Here is a 21,248-nt window from a genome sequence, read left to right on the forward strand (position 1 = left end):
CGACTACCTAGATTCTTAGGCGCCGAGCGCGGTCTTAGCGGCCGCGAGGGCATCGGCGATGCCGGCGGCATTCTTGCCACCGGCCTGGGCCATGTTGGGACGGCCGCCACCGCGACCGTCGACCAGGCCCGCGATCTGCTTGATCACGTTACCGGCGTGGAAACCGGCCTTGACGGCGTCATCGGAGCCGGCGGCGAGCAGGGCCGGGGTGCCCTTCTCGGTCACGCTGGCGACGACGCAGGCGACAGGACCGGCGACCTTCTGGTGCACGGTATCCCAGACGTTGCGCAGGTCGGCAGCCTCAAGGCCCTGGAGCTCAGCGACGACGAGCTTGTAGCCGTCGAGCTCAACGGCGCCCTCGATGGCGCTGGAGATAGCGTCGGAGGAGCCACCGGTCAGCGCCTTCTTGAGCTTGTTGGAAGTCTCGCGCAGCTCGGCCTGCAGGTTCTCCACGCGGGCGGGAACCTCATCCACGCGGCACTTGAGCGCAGCAGCGGCGGCGTCGACGAGCGCCAGACGGTCGGCCATGTAGTCGAGAGCACCCTTAGAGGTCACGGCCTCGATACGACGGACGTTCGAGCCCGTAGAGGACTCGGAAATGATCTTGAACAGGCCGATCTCGGCGGTGTTGGCAGCGTGCGTGCCACCGCAGAGTTCGCGGGAGAACGGCTGGTCCTCGGCGCCCACGGAGACAACGCGGACGACGTCGCCATACTTCTCACCAAACAGGGCGACAGCACCGGCGGACTTGGCCTCGTCAATGCCCATGACGCGGGTCAAGACCGGCTTGGAGGCGAAGATCTGCTGGTTGACCAGGTCCTCGACAGCCTTGAGCTGCTCGGAGGACAGGGCCTCGAAGTGCGTGAAGTCAAAGCGCAGGTGCTCAGGCGTCACCAGCGAGCCGGCCTGGGAGACATGCTCGCCCAGGACCTGCTTAAGCGCGGCGTCGAGCAGGTGCGTGGCGGTGTGGTTGCGGCGCAGGAAGCCACGGCGCTCGGCGTCAAGCGTGGCGGTCACGGTAGTACCGACGGTCAGCGTACCCTCGGTGACGTGGGCGACGTGAGCATACAAGCCGTTGTGGTTCTTGGTATCAGAAACGGTCAGCGCAACGCCCTCGGCGGAAAGCTCGCCGGCGTCACCCTGCTGGCCACCCATCTCGGCATAGAACGGGGTGCGGTCGAGAACGACCTCGACGTCCTCGCCGGCGGCAGCGGACTCGACGGACTCGCCGTTGCGCACGATGGCAACAACCTTGGCGCCTACGATCACATCGTTGTCATAGCCGTCGAACTCAGTCGCGGCGACCTTGTCGGAAAGTTCGACCCACACGTCGTTGAAGCTGCCCCAGGCGTCGCCCTTGGCATTGGCGCGGGCGCGGGCCTTCTGGTCGTCCATGCAGGCGGTGAAGCCGTCCATGTCGACGTCGTGGCCAGCGGTGCCGGCGATCTCGACGGTCAGGTCGATGGGGAAACCAAAGGTGTCGTGCAGCTTAAAGGCAACATCGCCCGGAAGCACAGCGCCCTCGGCAAGCGCTGCCAGGGCCTCATCCAGGTAGACGCGACCGTTGTCGAGCGTCGTGGAGAAGCGCTCCTCCTCGGAGGCGACGATACCCTTGACGAGCGCGACGTTCTTGAGCAGCTCGGGATAGGCCTCGCCCATCTGAGCGTTGACCTCGTCGATAAACTTGGTCAGGAAGGCGCCCTCGATACCCAGCAGGCGACCGTGGAACACGGCACGGCGGAGCAGGCGTCGAAGGACGTACTCGCGACCCTCGTTACCGGGCAGGATGCCGTCCGAGATCATAAAGTCGACGGCACGAGAGTGATCCGCGATGATACGCAGCGAGCGGCTGGCACCGGAGTAATCGTCGGCGTCATAGGTCTTGCCGCTGATCTTCTCACCGAGCTTGATGAGGTGCTGCATCAGATCGCCGTCGTAGTTAGCGGTCTTGTGCTGCATGATAGCGGCCATGCGCTCCAGACCCATGCCCGTATCGAGGTTGCGGTGCGGCAGCTCCGGCATGGAGCCGTCCTCCTGGCGGTCGTACTGGGTAAACACGAGGTTCCAGAACTCAAGGAAGCGGTCGCAGTCGCAGCCAGGCTTGCAGTCGGGGCTGCCGCAACCGACCTCCTCGCCCATGTCAAAGTAGATCTCGGAGCACGGACCGCAGGGGCCGGTGGGGCCAGCGGCCCAGAAGTTGTCGTCCTCGCCCAGGCGGGAGATGTGATCCTCGGCAACGCCCAGAGAGCGCCACACGTCGTGGGTCTCGTCGTCTTCGGTAAAGACGGTGAAGTACAGGCGGTCGAGCGGCAGCTTGAACTCCTTGGTGATGAGCTCAAAGGCCCAAGCGCAGGCCTGCTGCTTGGAGACGCCGCCAAAGGAGAAGTCGCCGAGCATCTCAAAGAAGGACAGGTGACGGCCGTCCTCGCCGATGCAGTCGATGTCGTTGGTGCGGACGCACTTCTGGCAGGAGATCGCGCCGATCTCCTTCATGGTCTTCTTGCCCTGGTAGTACTCCTTAAACTGGTTCATGCCGGCGTTGGCAAGCAGCAGCGAAGGATCGTCGGGGACGAGGGACGAAGAAGGATAGAGCTTAAGACCGCGCTCCTCAAAGAAGTTGAGGAACTTGGAGCGAATCTCGGCCGTAGTCATTGACGGGTAGTCAGCACTCATAGAGGGAATCTCCTCGGTTTCACATCGAAACAGTTCAAACGTAACGATATTACCATCCCACCGCGCCTGTGCAAAAAAGAGGGCCGCCAAACAGCGACCCTCCAGCGAAAGTGCACGTTATTTAGGTCTGTCAAATACTTTGAAAAAAATGATTTCGGTATAATTGCATATAAGAATCGTCCGGAAGGAGCGATCGATGAATAGCAAACGGTTTGTCGTGAATGCACTAACCTCGGTAGCCCTTTTAGCAATCTTCGCTTACTCGAGCTGGTATGTGAACCAGCCGAGATTTGGCTACGCATTGTACGCAGTAACATCTGGCGATAAAGCGTATTACACCCTAAGCGCAATTGACGCCATCTTTTTCTATGTGGCTGGCCCCTTATCAATCGCTTTGATCGCGTTTATTGTTATTTACAACATCAAGAAACGCTAACAGGGCCTATTTGGAATCCGAATCGTCCATGGAGCCGTCGATGCCGGTTTTGGTGTCGTCGTCAGAGCTTGTGTCGTCGTCCTTGGCAAAGGGGTTCTTAAAGAAACCCGTCGCGTCGGGCTGCAGGCCTGAGAGCTTAATCCAGGGATTATCGAGCTCGGGCTTGGGCATGGCCTGGGCCTCGGGCGCGGTCTCGTTGCCGATGAGCTCGGACTCATAGATGAACGTATCGTCGCCAAGCGCGTCGTAGGCGGCAACTGGGTTACCCTCGGTATCGCGATACGGAGTGCCCTTAAACACGGCACCATCGTATGCCACGAGCTGACGCCCGGTCTCGTTCTCAAAGTAGTAGACGAAAATGCCCTTGAGGGCCGCGCACAGCGGAATGGCGATAACCATGCCGATGGGACCCATGAGTGCCGAACCGATAACGAGAGCCGTCAGGCTCATAACGGGATGCACCTGCACCGAGCTCTGCATGACCTTAGGCGAAATGACATTATCGGTGACGTTTTGAGCCACCATGGTCACGATGAGCGTCCATAACGCCAACATGGGGCTGAACATGAAACCGAGCACCGTGGCGATCGCCGCACTCACCCAGGGACCGACAACCGGAACCAGGTGCATAATGCCGGTGAAGATAGCCATGAGTGCTGCATACGGATGGCCGATGATCGTAAAACCAATAAAGGCAAGAAAACCGCCACAGATCGATGTGACGACCATGCCACGCATGTAGCCGCCGACCGAACGCGAAAGGATGGCAACCATAAAGCGGTACGAGGTCTCTTTTTCCTGCCCGATGATGGTGCAGACCTCGTGGTGCATGCGGGGATAATCGCAGGCAAGCCAGTAGGCAAGCACCAGACCCAGGAAGATGACGAACAGCTGCGAGGCCGTGTTGGTAATGAGCGGAAACACACCGCGGCCGAGCTCAGCAGCGATTTGCGAGACGTACTTGGACGCTACGGTAACCAGCGAAGAAAGATTGTCGTCCAGATACTCCTTGAGCGGCGTGTTGTTGAGCGTCTTAGCGTGCGAGAGCATCTCGTTGAGATCGCCACCCGCAACACGAAGCTGCTCGGGCAGGCGGCTCAGGACTTCCATGATTTGACCGAGCAAAATAGGCGAGAGGATACAGACGACGCCGACGAGCACGGCAACAACCACAATGAGTGCGATGAGCGAACCGAGGCCACGTCCGACGCCGTGATGCTCGAGCCAGTTGGTGATCGGAGACATCACAAAAGCGATGATGGAACCGACAGCGAGAAACTCGATGACCGGTGCCAGGATGCCCATAAGGTTAAAGATGACGGCAGCGATGACAATGCAGCCGACGACGCCCCAAATGCGCAGCGTCAGAATGCGGGTATCGCGAAGCGTGCGGTCGATTTGTTGGGGGTGCTCACTCATGAACGAACCATCACTCCGTCGGGATCAATCTTATCCTGAATCTTCTTAAGCGTGCGGCGCAGCAGGCGCGAGACCTGCACCTGCGAGATGCCAAGCTTCTTGGCAATCTCGATCTGGGTCATGCCCTTCACAAAACGCAGCTCGATAACCTCGCGCTCGCGCGGCGAGAAATCGCGGATAGCTTCCTCGATTACCAGGCGGTCATCGGTAAAGTCGAGCTCGTTGTCGTCGTCGGCATAGCGATCGAGAATCGAAGGCGCATCATCGGAATCGGACGCACCGGGGGCCTCGATGGGCACCGAGGTGTAAGCCGAGGACGATTCCATGGCTTCGAGCACCTCGTCGACGGTCACGTCCAGGTATTCGGCGATTTCCTCAACCTTGGGCGAACGCTGCAGCTCGTTGGTGAGCTTATCGGTAGCCTGGTTGACCTTGGCCGAGAGCTCCTGCAAACGACGGGGCACGCGCACGCTCCAGCCCTTGTCGCGGAAGTGGCGCTTAATCTCGCCCAAGATGGTGGGCGTGGCAAACGTCGTGAACTCGAGTCCGCGCTCAGGATCAAAGCGATCGATAGCCTTGAGCAAGCCCAAGTACCCGACCTGCAAAAGGTCATCGAGCGGCTCGCCGCGGTTCTTAAATTTGTTGGCAAGAAACCTTACCAGGTTCATATGGGACATGACGAGCTGCTCGCGAGCATCCGGATCACCGGTCTCCTTATAACGACGAAACAACTCGCGGGTTTTCTCCTTGTCCCAAGCGGTCTTGCCGCTCCGGGAACGTTCGGTCATATTAGATATCCGCCTTGAGGTCGAGGGAAAGCGTTAAGGGCGCTGTAGTCTTTTCGTAGGAGTCGCACACACTCGCCAAAATGAGCTCGGCATACACCGCAGCCTGGTCATCCTCGTCGACGGTGGCCTGTTCCCCAAAGGTAAAGGTCATGCCGACGTGAGATTCGTCCACATCGAAATTGATCGTGATGTCGTCGCAGTCGACCGCGGTGCACCCAAAGATGAAGGCTTCCTCGGCAGCCATGCGGATATCCTCGATGCGATCGACGGACATAGAGCACAGGGCGCCGACGTTGGCGGCCGTCATGCGCACCAAGCGCGCGAGACGCGGATCACCGGCAACGCTCAGCGTAATGGGGCAGGTTGCTTCACTACTCATCGCAGGACTCCTCGGCAGGCGTATAGGTGTAATACTGAGCAGGCTTAGCAGCGGGCTTCTGAACAACATCGTCGTCAGCAGCGGCATCGTCATCGTCAATCAGAACGCGCTCAGTAGGCTGCTCGGCCTCGGCGGCGGCAGCGGCGAGCTTGCGATCGGCGTCGGCTGCAGGAGCCTTCACCTTATTGAAGAGCTTCTGCACGGCGCCAGCAGCAGAATCAGTCACGCTCGATACGGCATTACTGGCCTCGGCCACGCTGCCCGTGACCTCGGAGATGTCGCGAACGACCGCCTCAACCTCAACGAGGTTAGACGTCAGAGCATCAACGGCAGTCTTGCTCGACTTGAGGAGCGGCTCAACCTGTGCCAGCGCGGGAGTGAGCTCATCGACAGCGCCATCGAGCTTTGCCACCACAGGCTGTGCCTCGGCGAGCGTATTGTTAAGGTCACTCACCGTCTTGTCGAGCGAGTCGACGACGGTGCGAGTCTTGCGCAGCGTGAGCGCGAGCTCGACAACAGCCCACACGCCGGCAACGGCGAGCACCAGCAGGGCGATTTGAATGGGACTCATACAAGCCTCCCGAAGGAATCGAAATACAGACGTTTTTCATGGTACCCCAAAGAAGGGCAAAGATACCCAAAGGGAATGCGCGAGGCGCCAATGGCCTACTTGGGAGCGTTGCCGCTACGGTCGCGCTCGCTTTGCTCCACACGCCACTCTTCCCAACCGCGGCCGGCAGGCTGCCAGAACGCGCCGCGCTCCAGCCCCTCGGGCAAGTAGCGCTGCTCGACCCAGCCTTCGGGATAATCATGCGGATACTTATACACACCGTATTCGTCGCTGCCAGGACGATGACGATCGCGCAGGTAGCTGGGCACCTCGCGAAGACCACTGCTGCGGATATCGGCCAGCGCCGCATCGATCGAGGCCTCACACGCGTTGGACTTAGGCGCCAGACACACATAGAGCGCAGCCTGAGCCAGGTTGATGCGACACTCGGGATAGCCAATGACCTCGGCAGATTTAAATGCGGCATGTGCCACCAAAAGCGCCTGCGGGTCGGCGTTGCCAACATCCTCGGAAGCCTGAATCATAATGCGGCGAGCGATAAACTTGGGATCCTCCCCCGCGTCGATCATGCGCGCGAGCCAATAGATCGTGGCATCGGGGTCGCTGCCGCGCATAGATTTAATAAACGCACTGATAATGTCGTAGTGCATGTCACCGTTTTTGTCATACGAAAACCCACGACGTGGATTGGCGATCTTCACGTCATCCACGGTAATGGGATAGCGTTCCCCGGCCGCCGGCGCTGGCGTTCCCGCAGTATCGGGACGCGTAACGGCAATCTCACTCGCAAGCTCGAGCGTCGTGAGCGCCGAGCGCGCATCACCCGCGGCCAGCGTGCAAATGGTCTTGACTGTATCCTCATCGGCCGAGAACTTACCGTTTAAACCCTGCGGCGCCTCGAGCGCACGCTCAATGAGCATGGCGATATCCTCGTCCTTCAGGTGCTCAAGCTCTACCACACGCCCACGCGAGAGCAATGCCGAGTTGACCTCAAAGTACGGGTTCTCGGTCGTGGCGCCAATCATAATGACGGTACGGTTCTCAACCGCATGCAAAAGCGCATCCTGCTGCGACTTCGAAAAACGGTGAATCTCGTCGATGAACAAGATGGTACGGCGGTCATACGTATTCAGGCGCGTCTTTGCCTCGTCGATCACGCGACGCAGGTCCTTCACAGTGCCCGTCACGGCGCTGACCTCGACAAACTCGCTCTTGGTATGGTTGGCGATAATGTGGGCCAGCGTCGTCTTGCCGGTGCCAGCCGGGCCGTACAGAATCACGCTCGACAGCACGTCATGCTCAATCGCGGCGCGCAGCCACGAGCCCTTACCGACGGCCTTTTGCTGGCCCACATACTCGTCGAGCGAATTGGGGCGCATACGCACCGCAAGCGGGGCATTCTGAAAAGAGCGCTCACGCGTCGAAGCAGAAAAAAGGTCGTCCATAGCCATCCCGTGCATCAATCAAAATCGTTGTTGACCAACAGTATACCGAAAGGATGCGAACTACCGTTCGTTAATATAGGTGCGGTGCGGAAACTTTAGCCCTGGGAACAATTTGCTCGTCAGCTCGCAGAAATAACCATCCGTCATGCTTGCGATGTAATCGACGACGGCCTGATCCTTGTCGTCCTGCCAAGCATAGGTGCGGCCATAATAGGAAAGCTGCTGCTCAATACGCGAAATGTGGTGCTTAAAGATGTAGGATGACTCGTCACCCTCGTTTATATCCTGCAGGCAACGGTCGTAGAGCTTTTCGAAGGCCTCGCGCAGTTCCGCTTCGGAGTCGCCTTCGATACCGCCCTTGCTATAGATCTTCTCGTAGTTCTCGCGCTTAGCCCGGCGGATCTCCTCAAACAGGTCCTCGCTCATCTCGATACGCGGTTTGCCGTAGCTATGCTCAACGATATCGATGGAAGCGTGCGTGAGAATCCAGCTGTTATAGGCGCCGCCCCGACCGTCGTCAAAAGCGTCGGGCGACAGCAGGCCCGCCGCAATGGCGTCCTGGCGATCGCGCCCAACGTAGGCAAGGATATCCGAGATGCGAACCACGCAACCCTCGAGTGTCATGGGACGCAGGTGCTCAATCGCGCTATAGCCAGTGGCAATGCAATCCTCGACAGTTCGGTCGAACTGGTCAAAGGAACTCATGTCCGAAAGCTCAAAAACACGTTGCTCGTACTCGCCGTTATGGCACAGGACGCCGTCGAGCGTCTGGAGCGACACGTTGCGGCCATACAGCGCATCGAGCACGCGGACCGACTGCACGTTATGGAAAAAATAACGACCCGTGCGCTCGTGATAGATATCGTTGAGAAATCGCTCACCGGCATGGCCAAAGGGCGTGTGGCCCAAGTCGTGGCCCAGGCCAATCGCCTCGATCAGGTCGCAGTTGAGCCCCAGGGCGCGGCCGATATCGCGTGCGATGCGCGAGACAAGCTGCACGTGCAGGCCACGACGCGACAGGTCGTCGTTGCTGCGAAAACTGAAGACCTGTGTTTTGCCGGCATAGCGAGTGTACGCCGGAAGATGAAGAATCTTTTCGGTATCGCGCATAAACGCCGGACGCATGAGCGTGCCCTCGTCTGCGGCTCGATCAACGCGACGGATGACCTGGTCATCGTCGCAACGGTACGGATTGACATAGCCCGAAGCACGATCTGCGGCAATGCGCTCGACAAGTTCGGGCGATAACGCCGAGGGAATACGGTCCATGCGCGCCTTAATGACGGCCGTTTCTTGATTAGTTGCCATGGCATGCTCCTTAAGAAGGATGCACAATCGGTTACAATGTGCAGCCCACGACCTCGATTATGGCAAAAATCGGCACCAAAAACGGCAGCAAAGGCAGGGAGCGCGATTTTGTGAAGAGGCAAGAGAGGGCAAGGGCCAGGAGCGCGACGGCAAATGCCACGATGCCGCCCATAGGGTCGAGCGTGCAAAGCGCGAAGAGTGCCTTGGCATCTCCCATGCCGATGCCCGTGGCTTGACGGAGGCGCCGCCAAAGCGACTCAGTCAGCACAAGAGAAAGGTACACGATGACCGCAAGGCCAGCGTGGTCAAGTGCCGTGTTCAAGCCCGCATCCAGCCACACGCCCGCAAACGCCGCCACCGCACACGCGCCGGCAAGCTCATTGGGAAAGCGTCGCTCACGGGCATCAATCGCCGCGCCGGCAAAGACGCAGATCCAAAATGGGATATAGACCACAGGACACCTCCCGGTACAGCCCTCTCAAAAACAAAAACCACCACAAAGGTACCTGCCCCCTTTGTGGTGGTTTTGATGGTGGTTATTTGGCGCCTTGCATGACCTCGTCGAGGGTAACGTTGACGGCGTGCTGCGTCGGGACCCAGTCGACCTTTAGGAACAGTGCAGCCACCGTGATGGGGATATAGCTGAACATAAAGATCGGGAAGGTAAACAGGTTGGTCACCAGACGCCACTTTTGAGCGCAATGAATGTGCTTGTACTCAAAGATGGTCGTGAGCAGCGCCAGGATAAAGAAGGTCTGGTACATCATCACGAACGTCATGATAAGCGAGGCGGCACAAGCCTGCATCTCGACCTCGGTAGCCAAGAAACCATGCGAAAGGCCACCCACGATCAGGAACGTCGCATTGGCGAGCATGGAGATCAGGGACAGCAGCATGCCCGGAGCGATGGTCATAAACATGTCATATGCGGCAAAGCGATGATAGCGGAAGGTCGATTTGACCAGGTGCTTACCGTAGGTAAAGAACACCTGGTAGAAGCCCTTGGTCCAGCGCATGCGCTGTTTCCAGGACGCCTTAAACGTCACGGGCTGTTCGTCAAAGAACTCCGCCGGCGCATAACCGATGCGAATGCCGTGAATGGCACAGAACGTAGTGAACTGGATGTCCTCGGTCAGCGTATGGAACTGCCAGCCGTGCATGCCCTCAATTACGCTGGCGGAGATGAGGTAGCCCGAACCAGAGACGGCACAAGACGTCTTGCAGATGTTGCGCGCGTTGTTGAGGAAGCGGGCCTCACGCAGATACCAGGTGGCGTTGGCAGACGAAATCCACGAGCTGCCGAAGTTCTTGGAGTTACGATAGCTCGTAACCACATGGAAGCCCTGGTCAAAGGCATCATTCATCTTGGAGACGTAATCGCGGGAGATAACGTTGTCGGCATCGAAGATAAAGTAGCCCTCAAACGTGTCGGGATACTCGTTGAGAATGCGATCGAAACCAAAGTCCATGACCCAGCTCTTACCCTTGCGGGCCAGGTCGTTGCGCTCATAAACGATGGCGCCCGCCTCGCGCGCGAGCTGCGCCGTATTATCGGTGCAGGCATCGGCGACCACGAAGACCTCGATAAGCTCGGACGGATAATCCTGGTCCTTGATGGAGCGAACGAGGTTGGCGATCACGGCCTCCTCGTTATGCGCCGCGATAAAGAAGGCATAGCGGTGGAGTTTTTTGGCCTTGGGAGGCGCGACCTCGCCACGAAGAGCGCCAATGACAAAGAAGACCACCTGGTACAGAAAGCAGACCGTGAGTAGCGTAACCACAATCTGGTTAAAGATCACGATGGGCGTGTTAGTTTGTAAAAAGGCGAGCATGCAGGCTCCCGAGAACGCGTTACGTAAACAACCGTATATCTTACCGTAGGCTAACCGAGTTCAAGAAACCACCTAATACTGGTTAGGCTTCGAGTAGACCGAGCTGCGGAACGATTTCGTCGCCGGCGGCAGTGCGGCCGAGCGAGCGCGGGGCTAGGTCATCCAGAACGGCGGCGAGATCCCACGGCAGCTCATCGCGGCACTCAATGCGCTCCCCCGTCACGGGATGATCGAACGCCACACGCCAGGAATGGAGGAATTGCCTGGTCAAACCCTGGTCGGCACGCGCATCGCACTTACCGTAGAGCGGATCGCCCACGCAGGCGTGGTTGATATGGCGCATGTGCACGCGAATCTGATGCGTGCGACCCGTAAACAGGTGGCACTCGACGAGCGTATAGCCATCGTCAAAACGCGTGGAATCGAAGCGCTCGAGGACCCTAAAGGTCGTAATGGCCTGGCGCGCGAAAGGATCGTCCGAAACCGCCATCTTGACACGGTCGCGCGTAGAACGGGCAATGCCGGTGTTGATCGTGCCCTCGTCCATGGCAATGTGGCCGTGGACGAGCGTAATGTAGCGGCGGTCGAGCGTGCGCGTGCGGATGAGATTCTGGAGCGCGCGCTGGGTGTCGTCGTCTTTTGCCGCGAGCATAAGGCCCGAGGTGTCACGATCCAGGCGATGCACGATGCCGGGGCGGTCCTCGCCCTGCACGGTGCCCAGATGGTCAATGCCACAGTGATAGACCAAGGCGTTCGCAAGGGTGCCGCTCTCGTGGCCATGGGCGGGATGGCACACCAGACCGCGCTGCTTGGAGAGCACGATGAGGTAGTCGTCCTCGTAGCGGATATCGAGGGGAATGGCCTCGGGAATCACATCGGTGGGATCGTGCGGCTCGGGCAAATCGACCGAAATACGGTCGCCGGAGCGCACGGCATACTTTTTTGACAGGCATGTCTCGCCGTTGACGGCAACGGCACCGCCCTCGATCAGATGCGCGCATGCAGAGCGCGTAGGGCAGCCGTCATTAGCGCCCAGATAGGCGTCAAGACGCTGACCAGCGGCATCGTCGGCAACAAGGATATGGATGTCGGCCATTAGCGCTCGCTCCTTTCGCGAATCTTGCGGGCACGCTCCCCACGCTGCTGGGCCTTGCGCTTAGCGCGGGCCTCGTCACGGGCGTTGAGCTCGGCGGTCGCGTCGACCTCACGGGCCGCAGGACTCAAGAACATGTAGCCGATGAGGGCAAGCACCACACCGACCGTAATGCCGACATCGGCCACATTGAAGACGGGGAAGTCGATGAAGGTGGTGGCAATAAAATCGGTCACAAAGCCAAAAGCCAGACGGTCGATCGCATTGCCAATGGCGCCGCCCACGACCATAGCCATGCCCACAACCTCAAAGCGAGCAAGCTGGGGTGCGCGAAGCAAGTACACCGCGATCGCAACGATAACGACAAACGCCAGCACGGCAAATGCGAGGCCATGTCCCTCGCCCATGCTAAAGGCAGCACCGATGTTACGCACGAAAAGGAAGTCGATCACACCGGGGATAACAGTCACATGCAGAGCATCGCCAACGGCACGAACCGCAAGCTTGGTCAGCTGGTCAACAAGCAGCACGGCCAACGCCACGCTACCAGCAACACCCAACCGCCAACGCAAAGGCGGCGTCATATCCGCAGAACGACCCAAATCAATCCCCTACCCTCAAAAACATCGAATTACGTTTAACGCAATTAACCATCTTATATTGCCACACGCAGAACGCACGACATATCCACCAACGCAAGCTAAATAACCAGCTAAAAACGAAAGCGGCATTCCGAAAAACAGAATGCCGCTTTTATTCAACGGAGCAAATGGGCCGAAGGCGCCCAAATTCTCCCTATAACTAAAATGCCGAGTTACCGTGCCTTAAAGGGCATTCGCACACCTCTCGCAGATGTGAGCGTGACCGTTGTACTCGCCGACGGTGGTGCGGTAGTTCCAGCAACGGTCGCAGCACTCGCCCTCGGCAGCCTCGATGGCAACGGAAAGCTCCTCGCCCTGGGTCAGTTCAACATCGGAGACGATGTAGAACTCGGCCAGGTCGACGGCCTTATCACCGGTCAGCAGCGCGTACATCTCAGCGGGAACGACCGCCTTGACGCGGACCTGCTGGCTCTTGGTGAAGGTGCCGGCGGAGCGGGCATCCTCAAGAGCCTTGGTCACGGCGCTACGGAGCTCAAGAGAAGCCTCGAGCACGCCCTCAAACTCATTGGCCTCGTCAACCGTGATGGGCGACTTGTACCAATCGAGCAGCGCGGCGTACTTCTGGTGATCGACGCAGCCGGCGGGTGCATAGGCCATGGCCTCGTCGACCGTGTAGGACAGGATCGGCTGCAGGTCGCGCATGAGCATCGAGAAGAGCTCGGCAAGCACGGTCTGGGCGCTGCGGCGCTCGAGCGAACCGGGCTTGTCGCAGTACAGACGATCCTTCAGGGCGTCGAGGTACACGTTGGAAAGCTCGGTAACCACGAAGTCGTAAAGCGCACGGTAAGCGCGCGGGAACTCGTAGCAAGAGTAAGCGTCGTCGACCTCGGCCTGGACCTGGGTCAGACGGGCAACCATGAGCTTGTCGAGCGGCAGCAGGTCGGCAAAGGCGACGCCGTCGGTTTCGGGCTCAAACTGACCCTCGAGCTCGGAGAGCAGGAAGCGCAGCGTGTTGCGGAAACGACGGTAGGCATCGGACGTACGGGCAAGGATCTCGTGGTCGATGGACACGTCGGAGCTGGTATCGACGGAGGCAACCCACAGGCGGATGATGTCGGCGCCCATCTCGTCGCAGACCTTGTTGGGGTCGATGACGTTGCCGAGCGACTTGGACATCTTACGGCCCTGTCCGTCGAGGGTGAAGCCCTGCGAGACGACCGCCTTGTACGGAGCGTGGCCGTTGGCGCCCACCGAGGTGAGCAGCGAGCTCTGGAACCAACCGCGGTGCTGGTCGGAGCCCTCGAGGTACACATCCGCCGGATACTCCAGCTCGGGACGGTACTCGCAGACGGCCTTCCAGGAGACGCCGGAATCCCACCACACGTCGAGGATGTCCTTATCGGCCTTGAGGTGATGGCCACCGCACTTGGGGCAGACGCAGGCCTCGCCAAGATAGCTCTCGGGAGCGTCGGTGAACCAGGCGTCGGAGCCCTTCTCGTGGAAGAGCTTGATGACGGCGTCGAGCGTGGCGTCGTTCATGACCTTCTCGCCGCAGTCGGCGCAGGTGTAGCTGGGGATAGGCACGCCCCAGTTGCGCTGGCGGCTGATGCACCAGTCGGGACGCTGCTCGACCATGGCACCGATGCGGTTGGCCGCGTGGGCCGGATACCACTTGACGTTCTCACGGACCTCCTTGCCGGCCTGCTCGCGCAAACCGGTCTTGTCCATCGAGACAAACCACTGGTCGGTAGCACGGAAGAGCACCGGGTGCTTGCAGCGCCAGCAGTGCGGATAGCTGTGCGTGATCTTCTTCTCGAGGACCAGGGTGCCGCGCTCGCGCAGGAACTCGATGATGTGCGGGTTGGCCTCGTCGGTATCCATGCCACTGAAGGGGCCACCGGTACCAAACTCCTCGCCGGTGTAGAACTTGCCGTCGTCATCGACCGGCATGCAGATGTCGGTGATGCCCTCCTTGAGGCAGGCAAAGTAGTCATCGACGCCGTGACCGGGCGAGTTGTGGACGATACCGGTACCGTCATCGACACCGACGTAATCGGCCAGCAGCGCCACGCCCTCAACGCCGTCAAAGATCGGCTGCTTGTAGTGGATGTGGTGGAAGGTCTCGGCAGGAACCACGTAGGGCTTGCCGTCGACCATGACCGGGGTGTACTCCCACCCAAACTCCTCGCAGCACTTGGGAGCCAGGTCTTCGAGCATGACCTCGGCACGGCCCTCGTGTTCAACGGCGACGTAGGCGGCACCGGGCTTGAGGGAAACGGCCTGGTCGGACGGGATGGTCCACGGCGTAGTCGTCCAGATGATGAAGTCGACCGGGCCGTCGAAGTTCTCGAGGCCGGCGGGCTTGGAGGTCATCTCAAAGCGCACGAAGATGGACGGGCTCGTCTCGTCGGAGTACTCGATCTCGGCCTCGGCCAGCGCAGTGTGGCAGTGCTTGCACCAGTGAACCGGCTTGTGGCCGCGATAGATCATGCCCTTATCGAACATCGCCTTGAAAACCTCGATGTCGGCGGCGTCATGCTGGTGATAGAGCGTCAGGTAGGGGTTGTCCCAGTCGCCGAGCACGCCCAAGCGACGGAAACCGGCCTTCTGCAGCTCGATGTTCTCGACAGCGAACTTGTTGCAGAGCTCACGAATCTTGGCCGTGGGGGTCTGGTTGAACTTCTCGGTGCCAAGCTTCTCCTCGACCTTGTGCTCGATCGGCTGGCCGTGGCAGTCCCAACCGGGGACGTAGGGAACCTCATAGCCCTGCATCATCCAGTAGCGGTTGATCATGTCCTTGGAAATCTTGTTCATGGCGTGGCCGATGTGGATCGGACCGTTGGCGTACGGAGGGCCGTCGTGCAGCACGAACTTCTTGTGACCCTCGTTCTTCTTCAGAACTTGCTCGTAGACCTTGTTGTCCTGCCAGTCCTTGAGTCGCTTGGGCTCGGACTTGGAAAGACCGGCACGCATGGGAAAACCGGTTTTGGGCAGATTCATCGTCTGCTTGTACTCGTTTGCCACGGTACCCCTTTCATGTCGTGGGCGCGCACGCCCGTTGGGCACCAAAAAAAGCGCCCGTCCCTGCAAGCTGGGACGAAGCGCCACAAAACGGGCCGTCTGCCCGCAAAAGCTCTTCGCTTAACCACCCAGCTTAGATGCCCTCACCCGCATTACAGCGCGCTCGCATCCGTTACTCGGCTGGCCTGTATCGACGACCATCTCGGCGATGTCTACTAAGACGTGCCTGTACGGCGCGTCCGTTGGGACCGCAGCTCCGGGGTGATTTTCATCGGTCGCATGCACGGGTTCTCAGCGCTCCCCGTTCTCTGTAGCACACGGACGGCCGACTACTCGTCCCCATCAACGCTTATGCGCTGTATGGTAGCACGGTCAACGCCGGCGAAAAACCCTCAACATCGGTTTCATACTTTAGTAATTTCTCGCGGTCGCAAGCACTCACTTGGAGCAAAATACCTGAAAGCACTTTATCTAACGAAAGAAGGCTGCTATGCGCACGATTGGAATGAGCGACTACACCGTCGGCGAGGACTGCTTTGACGAGCTGCCCGGCGCGCTGGACGAGTACGGAGCGGCCAAGGTCGCGATTATCGGTGGTAAACGAGCACTGGCCGCGGCGCTTCCCAGTATCGAAGCGGCACTGGAGGGCACCGACATCGAGATTCTGGAGACACGCGTCTACGGCACCAACAGCACGCGTGCCAATATCGCCAAGCTTGTTAACTCCCCCGCCTGCCGAGAGGCCGATGTGCTCATCGCATGCGGCGGCGGCAAAGCGCTCGACACCGTCAAGACGGCGGCCATCGAGCTCAAGAAGATCGTCTTTACGGTACCGACGATCTGCTCCAACTGCTCGGCCGCGACCGCCATTGCCGTTGTCTACAACGACGACGGCTCGCTCGAGGGCTATTCGTACCCCAACCGCCCCGCGCACATCTTCATCAACCCCAAGATCATCGCCGAGGCTCCGGCGGAGTACTTCTGGGCGGGCGTGGGCGATGCCCTGTCCAAGCAGCCCGAGGTCGAGTACGCCACGAGCGCCGGCAACCTGGAGCACACCGCAGGTCTTGGCCTGGCGCTCGCACACACCTGCTCCGAGCCGCTGTTTACCTATGGCGTGCAGGGTCTTGAGGACGTTCGCCAGAACCTGTCGACCGAAGCCGTCAAGCAGATCGCGCTCGATATCGTGGTCAACACGGGCTACGTCTCCAACCTGACCAACCAAAACGATTACTACTACAACTCGAGCGTGGCGCATGCGTTCTACAACGCCACCTGCAGCATTCCGCGCGAGGGCACCTACCTGCATGGCGAGGTCGTGAGCCTGGGCGTGCTGGTGCTGTTTGCCTACACGGGCGATACCGAGAACCTTGAGCGCTACTCAGCCTTTAACAAGCAGATGGGACTGCCCGTGACGCTTGAGCAGGTCGGGCTTTCCGAGTCCGATATCCCCGCCCTGTGCGAGTACGCGCACACCACCAACGAGTGGAAGCAGGAAAACCCCGAGCCCTTCACCGACGAAAAGTTCGCCGCCGCCATCAAGGCTGCCGACGCTTACGGCCACACGCTCTAGGACTGGCCCAAAACCACCACAAAGGGGACAGGCACCTTTCTGGTGGTTTTTTATTGCTCCAGCATTCAGTTCGTACTCGAACCCGATTCTTTACGAGAAAGGGTTCGAGTACGTTTTTTGTTTATCGGAAATTCTGCGGAAGGACTACTCGGAACGGTAAACAGGAACGAACAGAGGCAGGGTATCATCATGGTGATGGTATCCTGCCTTTTGTTTTGCGGGATCAAGGTCGCTTTATGCGAACTTGATCGCCACTTATATGGCGCATTGATGGCAATTGCTTCGTACGTGCATACCGGGAGCCTGTACACCTCTGGCAAGGCGTAACACACTAGACTTTGTTCCAAAGTCCGTGTGCTAAGGGGGCAGGCCCCTTAGAATTCCTGTGGAGTGTGTACGCACGTACGCAGGAAAACGGCAAAATTTCGCTATATCAGGGCGTTCTTTCATTGGAGAGTATGGTATACACGGCTTAGTTCAACAAATAAGAATTTATATATAAAGGAGAATATTGATGAAACTGTTTTTATGTTCTCACTTTTCAAGTGTAGGAAGTCTGATAAAGGAAGAAATTGAAAATAAAAAAGTCGCATTTATTCCAACAGCTTCGCTGCGTGAAGGCTACACCGGTTATGTCGGCTCGGCTCGAAAACTATTCAAAAAGTTGGGAGCAATCGTAACTGAAATTGATATTTCAACGGAGGCTTATTCAACGATACAGTCTCTTTTTGAAGATGCGGATGTGATCTATTTTACCGGCGGAAATTCTTTTTTCCTTATAGACCAGCTCCGTAAAACGGGAACGGATGAGCTGTTGAAGAAAGAATTGGCAAAGGGAAAACTGATGATTGGTGAATCGGCAGGTGCGATTGTATGCGCTCCAAGCATCCAATATATCGAGCAAATGGATGAAAAGCCGGAGGACTACTCACAAGAAGATGATGCAGGGCTTAATTTGATTGATTTCTATGTTCTTCCGCATTATCTTACAGCACCATTTAAGAAAGTTACCGAGAAGATAATGACTGAGTTTTCGGATTTGAATCTATGCCCAATTAACAACCGTCAGGGAATTGTAATTGATGGTGAATGTTCAAAGGTAATTTGCAAAGACTAATTTGAATATTTCAGTTTGCTGTACTCATTCCTAGCAGGGTTTGGGGCGGGCACGCCCCAACAAGAAGCTGTCCCAAAGGGGCAAGAATGGGGACTGCGGACGATTTCTTGGACCGCTACGCGGCCCTTCCCAGCGCGGCGCGGAACTCGGCCGGCGTGCGGCCGCCGAGCGCATCGCTGCGCCTCTCCGTATTGTAGCGGCCGATCCAGGCCCCGAGCTCCTCGATGAAGCGGGCGGGGGCCCAGCCCGACCAGTCCCTGCCGTGCCAGAACTCCCTCTTGAGCAGGCCGAAGAAGCCCTCCATCGCGGCGTTGTCCGGGCTGCAGCCCTTGGCGGACTGGATTGGCTACACTGATGTGGACAGTTCCGGGAGGGGCGCAAGAGACGGGAAGGCCGTGTGCGCGTTCCTGCGTGAGGGCCGCGGGGAGGGGCTGCCTGGGTACGGCGCCTGTCAACTCGGTCTACGTCTTTGATGACCGGGTCGTACTCAATATCAACTTCACGGATGATGCCAAAACGGTCACCCGTGAGGAAGTGTTGGGTTCGAGTGCTATGGACAATGTTCCAGCATGCAGGGATCGAATTCGCTTGCCGGGATCACGCGGTAGCCGTGGCGCAGGAGCAGGTCAACGAAGACGCCGTTACCCGTTGTGAGCGTGCCGCTGAAGGATCCGTCGTAGATATGGCCCACGCCGCACGACGGACTGCGATCCTGCAAAATGCACGCAACAATCTCGGACGGGCCGCCCGCCTGCTCGCACATATCGAGCGCACGTTGAGCACCCTGGCGAAACTCGCGATCAACCGACACGCCCTCGCAGGTACGAACCTCTCCGTTCACAATCTCGGACGGCTTGCGCGGTGTAGGCAAGCCACCAAAAACCTCAGGGCATACCAACAGGACCTCGGTCCCCGTACGCTCGCAAGCCTCGACCAGCTCGCGATGGTAGTTGTCGAGCCCGTTATACTTGCAGCTCTCGCCCATCAAACAGGCACTTACCACGATCTTCATATACAACTCTCCCCACGCAAAACGCCCCATTTGAGATGGACACTCAAATGGGGCGATTGACACTGTGCAACTAGTATTACTGCTGCTTTGGCATCAGCGGGTTCTCGCGCGTGAGGAGATTCATAAACTCCTCACCCGTGATCGTCTCCTTCTTGTACAGATAACGAGCCAGCTCGTGGAGCTTAAACTTGTTCTCCTTGAGAATCTGCAGGGCGCGGTCATGCGCATCCTCGATCAGCTTGGCGACAATCGCGTCCACGCGCTCGGCCGTACCGGGGGCGCAGGTGAGAGACGTGTCCTGGTTGAGGTACGCATTCTGAACGGTACCGAGTGCCATCATGCCAAACTCATCGGACATACCAAAGCGCGTCACCATGTTACGGGCGAGCTTGGTGGCCTGCTCGATATCGTTGGCTGCGCCGGTCGTCATCTCACCAAAGATGAGCTCCTCGGCTGCACGGCCACCGCAATAGACGGCGAGCTTGTCCAGGACCTCCTGGCGTGTGGTCAGGAAGCGCTCATCCTCCTCGACCTGCATGGTGTAGCCCAGAGCACCGCTCGTACGCGGCACGATGGTGATCTTCGTAACCGGCGCAGAACCCTTCTGGCGGGCGGCAACGATGGCATGGCCGATCTCGTGATAGGAAACGACCTGTTTCTCGTGATCGGACAGCACCGTGGACTTACGCTGCTGGCCGGCGATGACGACCTCCACCGACTCCTCAAAGTCATCCTGAGTCGCGCGCTTGCGACCCTCGCGGACGGCGCGCAGGGCGCCCTCGTTGATGATGTTGGCCAGGTCGGCACCCGAGGCGCCAGGCGTGGCGCGGGCGATCGCGGTCAGGTCGATCGGCGGCTGCGTCTTCACGCTCTTGGCGTGCAGTTCAAGGATATTCTTGCGACCGGTCAGGTCGGGCAGCTCAACGGGGATGCGGCGGTCGAAGCGGCCGGGGCGCAGTAGGGCCGGATCAAGGCTGTCGGGACGGTTGGTCGCAGCGAGGACGACGATACCCTTGTGGTTATCGAATCCATCCATCTCGGTCAGCAGCTGATTGAGCGTCTGCTCGCGCTCGTCGTTGCCACTAAAGCCGCCGCCATCGCGCTTCTTGCCGATGGTATCGATCTCGTCGATAAAGACGATGCACGGGGCCTTTTCCTTGGCCTGCTTAAACAGGTCGCGAACCTTAGCGGCGCCGCGGCCGACAAACATCTCAACAAACTCAGAACCAGAAATACTAAAGAACGGCACGCCCGCCTCGCCGGCCACAGCCTTGGCGAGCAGGGTTTTACCGGTACCCGGAGGGCCGACAAGGAGAGCGCCGCGTGGCAGTTTGGCGCCGATCTCCTCGTAGCGCTGCGGCTTCTCCAGAAAGTCGACGACCTCCTTGAGGGACTCCTTGGCCTCTTCCTGGCCGGCGACATCCTTAAAGGTCACGCCCACGTCCTTGGAGGCGATCACGCGCGCGCCGGACTTGCCCAGTCCACCGCCGCCAAAACCACCGCCGCCAAAGTTCATCGACGGACCGTCATCACCCATGGCCTTCTTCATGCGGCGGTTGAGCCACCAGCCAATCAGGAAGAAAATCACCATGGGAAGAATGAGGGTGAGCAGGTAGTAGGTCATCAGGCCCGAGTTCTTATCGGGAACGACCGACTCAAGCGAAGCACCGGACTCAAGCACGCGATCGGTAAAGCCCGCGTCATTCGGCACACCGGTCGTCTTGTAGGCGATATTCTCGTCCTCGCCCTTCTTGGTGTAATAAATCGTGTAATCGTCCGTGTTGTACTCGACCTTGTCGACGCTCTTCTTATCGAGCGCTTTGACAAACGTCGAGTAATCGGTCTTCGTAATCTGCTGCGTGTGACCGATGTTGGGGAACAGAACGGTCGAGAGCACGAGGTAGACGACGAAGGCGATGAGCACGTAGAGGATCATATTCCGTCTACGTTTATTGTCATCCATCTCCATCTGCTTGAAC

Annotated in this window: 18 protein-coding genes; 3 read left to right on the forward strand and 15 right to left on the reverse strand. The window is 58.7% G+C overall.

Annotation, left to right across the window (positions count from 1 at the left end):
* Positions 1 to 15 precede the first annotated feature (15 nt).
* Positions 16 to 2,673: an alanine--tRNA ligase gene (gene alaS / locus ACESSC_RS02915; RefSeq protein ID WP_373161122.1), complete on the reverse strand. Its 2,658-nt coding sequence runs from the start codon at positions 2,671 to 2,673 to the stop codon at positions 16 to 18.
* Between the two features lie 196 nt (positions 2,674 to 2,869).
* Between alaS and ACESSC_RS02920 the strand changes: the two genes are divergently transcribed.
* The gene (locus ACESSC_RS02920) at positions 2,870 to 3,109 is read left to right on the forward strand and encodes a hypothetical protein (RefSeq protein ID WP_089571736.1); all 240 of its coding nucleotides are present in this window, start codon (positions 2,870 to 2,872) and stop codon (positions 3,107 to 3,109) included.
* Positions 3,110 to 3,115: 6 nt separating this feature from the next.
* On the opposite strand, the gene ACESSC_RS02925 is transcribed toward ACESSC_RS02920, so the two are convergent.
* From ACESSC_RS02925 to ileS, 11 genes are all read right to left on the reverse strand, one after another.
* The gene (locus tag ACESSC_RS02925; RefSeq protein ID WP_373161123.1) at positions 3,116 to 4,528 is read right to left on the reverse strand and encodes an AI-2E family transporter; all 1,413 of its coding nucleotides are present in this window, start codon (positions 4,526 to 4,528) and stop codon (positions 3,116 to 3,118) included.
* Entirely contained in the window at positions 4,525 to 5,316 is a 792-nt protein-coding gene (locus ACESSC_RS02930; protein ID WP_117583446.1) for an RNA polymerase sigma factor SigF, read from the reverse strand. Before ACESSC_RS02930 ends, ACESSC_RS02925 begins: the two co-directional genes overlap by 4 nt.
* A gap of 1 nt (position 5,317) precedes the next feature.
* Positions 5,318 to 5,695, reverse strand: a complete 378-nt coding sequence (locus ACESSC_RS02935) for an ATP-binding protein (protein ID WP_373161125.1) — start codon at positions 5,693 to 5,695, stop codon at positions 5,318 to 5,320.
* Positions 5,688 to 6,266, reverse strand: coding sequence for a hypothetical protein (locus tag ACESSC_RS02940; RefSeq protein ID WP_373161127.1), 579 nt, complete (start codon positions 6,264 to 6,266; stop codon positions 5,688 to 5,690). Before ACESSC_RS02940 ends, ACESSC_RS02935 begins: the two co-directional genes overlap by 8 nt.
* A 95-nt stretch (positions 6,267 to 6,361) precedes the next feature.
* Positions 6,362 to 7,711 carry a replication-associated recombination protein A gene (locus tag ACESSC_RS02945; protein ID WP_373161129.1) on the reverse strand — a complete coding sequence of 450 codons (1,350 nt, stop codon included), beginning with the start codon at positions 7,709 to 7,711 and terminating at the stop codon, positions 6,362 to 6,364.
* A gap of 60 nt (positions 7,712 to 7,771) precedes the next feature.
* Complete coding sequence (locus ACESSC_RS02950) at positions 7,772 to 9,019, reverse strand: deoxyguanosinetriphosphate triphosphohydrolase family protein (protein ID WP_373161130.1); 1,248 nt, start codon at positions 9,017 to 9,019, stop codon at positions 7,772 to 7,774.
* 31 nt (positions 9,020 to 9,050) lie between these two features.
* Positions 9,051 to 9,473, reverse strand: coding sequence for a prepilin peptidase (locus ACESSC_RS02955; RefSeq protein WP_373161132.1), 423 nt, complete (start codon positions 9,471 to 9,473; stop codon positions 9,051 to 9,053).
* 82 nt (positions 9,474 to 9,555) lie between these two features.
* A complete protein-coding gene (locus tag ACESSC_RS02960; RefSeq protein WP_117635141.1) occupies positions 9,556 to 10,851 on the reverse strand; it encodes a glycosyltransferase family 2 protein in 1,296 nt (431 codons plus the stop codon).
* A gap of 82 nt (positions 10,852 to 10,933) precedes the next feature.
* The gene (locus ACESSC_RS02965) at positions 10,934 to 11,947 is read right to left on the reverse strand and encodes an RluA family pseudouridine synthase (protein ID WP_089571720.1); all 1,014 of its coding nucleotides are present in this window, start codon (positions 11,945 to 11,947) and stop codon (positions 10,934 to 10,936) included.
* Positions 11,947 to 12,546, reverse strand: a complete 600-nt coding sequence (gene lspA, locus ACESSC_RS02970; protein WP_233502795.1) for a signal peptidase II — start codon at positions 12,544 to 12,546, stop codon at positions 11,947 to 11,949. The genes ACESSC_RS02965 and lspA overlap by 1 nt, the downstream gene beginning before the upstream one ends.
* A 222-nt stretch (positions 12,547 to 12,768) precedes the next feature.
* Complete coding sequence (gene ileS / locus ACESSC_RS02975; protein ID WP_373161276.1) at positions 12,769 to 15,546, reverse strand: isoleucine--tRNA ligase; 2,778 nt, start codon at positions 15,544 to 15,546, stop codon at positions 12,769 to 12,771.
* 511 nt (positions 15,547 to 16,057) lie between these two features.
* On the opposite strand from ileS, the gene ACESSC_RS02980 reads away from it, so the two are divergent.
* Positions 16,058 to 17,140 (forward strand): iron-containing alcohol dehydrogenase family protein, encoded by a 1,083-nt coding sequence (locus tag ACESSC_RS02980; RefSeq protein WP_373161133.1) that lies wholly within the window; start codon positions 16,058 to 16,060, stop codon positions 17,138 to 17,140.
* Positions 17,141 to 17,654: 514 nt separating this feature from the next.
* Positions 17,655 to 18,257 (forward strand): Type 1 glutamine amidotransferase-like domain-containing protein, encoded by a 603-nt coding sequence (locus tag ACESSC_RS02985; RefSeq protein ID WP_117564137.1) that lies wholly within the window; start codon positions 17,655 to 17,657, stop codon positions 18,255 to 18,257.
* Between the two features lie 115 nt (positions 18,258 to 18,372).
* On the opposite strand, the gene ACESSC_RS02990 is transcribed toward ACESSC_RS02985, so the two are convergent.
* The 3 genes from ACESSC_RS02990 to ftsH all read right to left on the reverse strand — a co-directional run bounded on the left by ACESSC_RS02990 (position 18,373) and on the right by ftsH (position 21,238).
* A complete protein-coding gene (locus ACESSC_RS02990) occupies positions 18,373 to 18,600 on the reverse strand; it encodes an integrase core domain-containing protein (protein WP_255413152.1) in 228 nt (75 codons plus the stop codon).
* Between the two features lie 207 nt (positions 18,601 to 18,807).
* Positions 18,808 to 19,269 (reverse strand): 2-thiouracil desulfurase family protein, encoded by a 462-nt coding sequence (locus tag ACESSC_RS02995; RefSeq protein ID WP_373161135.1) that lies wholly within the window; start codon positions 19,267 to 19,269, stop codon positions 18,808 to 18,810.
* A gap of 76 nt (positions 19,270 to 19,345) precedes the next feature.
* On the reverse strand, positions 19,346 to 21,238 hold the full coding sequence (gene ftsH / locus ACESSC_RS03000; RefSeq protein WP_199408124.1) for an ATP-dependent zinc metalloprotease FtsH: 1,893 nt from the start codon (positions 21,236 to 21,238) through the stop codon (positions 19,346 to 19,348).
* Positions 21,239 to 21,248 lie beyond the last annotated feature (10 nt).

This window comes from Collinsella aerofaciens, assembly GCF_964243765.1.
GTDB classification, from domain to species: domain Bacteria; phylum Actinomycetota; class Coriobacteriia; order Coriobacteriales; family Coriobacteriaceae; genus Collinsella; species Collinsella aerofaciens_BU.

What these genes read in the sequence shown, in the direction of transcription:
- alaS (WP_373161122.1), bottom strand. Translation starts at nt 2,673, where the DNA reads ATGAGTGCTGACTACCCGTCAATGACTACGGCCGAGATTCGCTCCAAG.
- ACESSC_RS02920 (WP_089571736.1), top strand. Translation starts at nt 2,870, where the DNA reads ATGAATAGCAAACGGTTTGTCGTGAATGCACTAACCTCGGTAGCCCTT.
- ACESSC_RS02925 (WP_373161123.1), bottom strand. Translation starts at nt 4,528, where the DNA reads ATGAGTGAGCACCCCCAACAAATCGACCGCACGCTTCGCGATACCCGC.
- ACESSC_RS02930 (WP_117583446.1), bottom strand. Translation starts at nt 5,316, where the DNA reads ATGACCGAACGTTCCCGGAGCGGCAAGACCGCTTGGGACAAGGAGAAA.
- ACESSC_RS02935 (WP_373161125.1), bottom strand. Translation starts at nt 5,695, where the DNA reads ATGAGTAGTGAAGCAACCTGCCCCATTACGCTGAGCGTTGCCGGTGAT.
- ACESSC_RS02940 (WP_373161127.1), bottom strand. Translation starts at nt 6,266, where the DNA reads ATGAGTCCCATTCAAATCGCCCTGCTGGTGCTCGCCGTTGCCGGCGTG.
- ACESSC_RS02945 (WP_373161129.1), bottom strand. Translation starts at nt 7,711, where the DNA reads ATGGACGACCTTTTTTCTGCTTCGACGCGTGAGCGCTCTTTTCAGAAT.
- ACESSC_RS02950 (WP_373161130.1), bottom strand. Translation starts at nt 9,019, where the DNA reads ATGGCAACTAATCAAGAAACGGCCGTCATTAAGGCGCGCATGGACCGT.
- ACESSC_RS02960 (WP_117635141.1), bottom strand. Translation starts at nt 10,851, where the DNA reads ATGCTCGCCTTTTTACAAACTAACACGCCCATCGTGATCTTTAACCAG.
- ACESSC_RS02965 (WP_089571720.1), bottom strand. Translation starts at nt 11,947, where the DNA reads ATGGCCGACATCCATATCCTTGTTGCCGACGATGCCGCTGGTCAGCGT.
- ileS (WP_373161276.1), bottom strand. Translation starts at nt 15,546, where the DNA reads ATGAATCTGCCCAAAACCGGTTTTCCCATGCGTGCCGGTCTTTCCAAG.
- ACESSC_RS02980 (WP_373161133.1), top strand. Translation starts at nt 16,058, where the DNA reads ATGCGCACGATTGGAATGAGCGACTACACCGTCGGCGAGGACTGCTTT.
- ACESSC_RS02985 (WP_117564137.1), top strand. Translation starts at nt 17,655, where the DNA reads ATGAAACTGTTTTTATGTTCTCACTTTTCAAGTGTAGGAAGTCTGATA.
- ACESSC_RS02995 (WP_373161135.1), bottom strand. Translation starts at nt 19,269, where the DNA reads ATGAAGATCGTGGTAAGTGCCTGTTTGATGGGCGAGAGCTGCAAGTAT.
- ftsH (WP_199408124.1), bottom strand. Translation starts at nt 21,238, where the DNA reads ATGGAGATGGATGACAATAAACGTAGACGGAATATGATCCTCTACGTG.